Here is a 755-nt window from a genome sequence, read left to right as displayed (position 1 = left end):
ATCGGAAGGTGCGGCTGGATCACCTCCTTTCTAAGGATATACCCGAACCCGATGAGGTTCGGATAGGAAGCATCGCTTCCAAAGCAGCAATACTCTCAGGCAGGTTTATTGCTCGCTCGTTGTCAGTTTTGAAAGACTAATCGTCTTTCGCAAGTGGAACAGAATATTCGTAGTGTGTTTTCTGAAGTTCATTCAGGAAGCGCGGTCAACCGAAAAACACTACCCGAGGGCCTTTAGCTCAGCTGGTTAGAGCGCACCCCTGATAAGGGTGAGGTCGGTGGTTCGAGTCCACTAAGGCCCACCACTATCGACTCTGAGAAGTCGGATCCCATTAYGGGGCCATAGCTCAGCTGGGAGAGCGCCTGCCTTGCAAGCAGGAGGTCAGCGGTTCGATCCCGCTTGGCTCCACCAACAACTTTTCCTTCGGGAAAATGTTGAACATTGCACTTTGAAAACTGGATAACGAAAGAAWAGAATTGCTGAAACATCCTTTAGCTGGATTGATTTATGTTAGCGAAAGGTGTTCGAGATTGTCTCGACATTTTTTCATTTGATTCTTACCTTTGCATCCTTATTGGATCAAAGGAATCAAATGAAAACGGCGAGCAAGCCGAATCACCTGAGCATTGGTTAAGCTATTAAGAGCGCACGGAGGATGCCTAGGCACCAGGAGCCGAAGAAGGACGTGGCGAACAACGATACCGCCTCGGGGAGCCGTAAGCAGGCTTTGATCCGGGGATTTCCGAATGGGGAAA

The 755-nt window shown here is 49.3% G+C and carries 2 tRNA genes and 1 rRNA gene; all 3 read left to right on the top strand.

The features are described 5' to 3' along the window. Window positions 1–227 precede the first annotated feature (227 nt). A tRNA-Ile gene (locus AC1DF0_RS31950) sits at window positions 228–304 on the top strand. 31 nt (window positions 305–335) lie between these two features. Further along, a tRNA-Ala gene (locus AC1DF0_RS31945) sits at window positions 336–411 on the top strand. A 217-nt stretch (window positions 412–628) separates the two neighbouring features. Next, a 23S ribosomal RNA gene (locus AC1DF0_RS31940) occupies window positions 629–755 on the top strand; the annotation flags it as partial.

This window comes from Paenibacillus sp. 05T425 (assembly GCF_056396205.1).
Note: the sequence above shows the minus strand (reverse complement) of the source record. Positions and strands in the feature narration are given on the sequence as shown.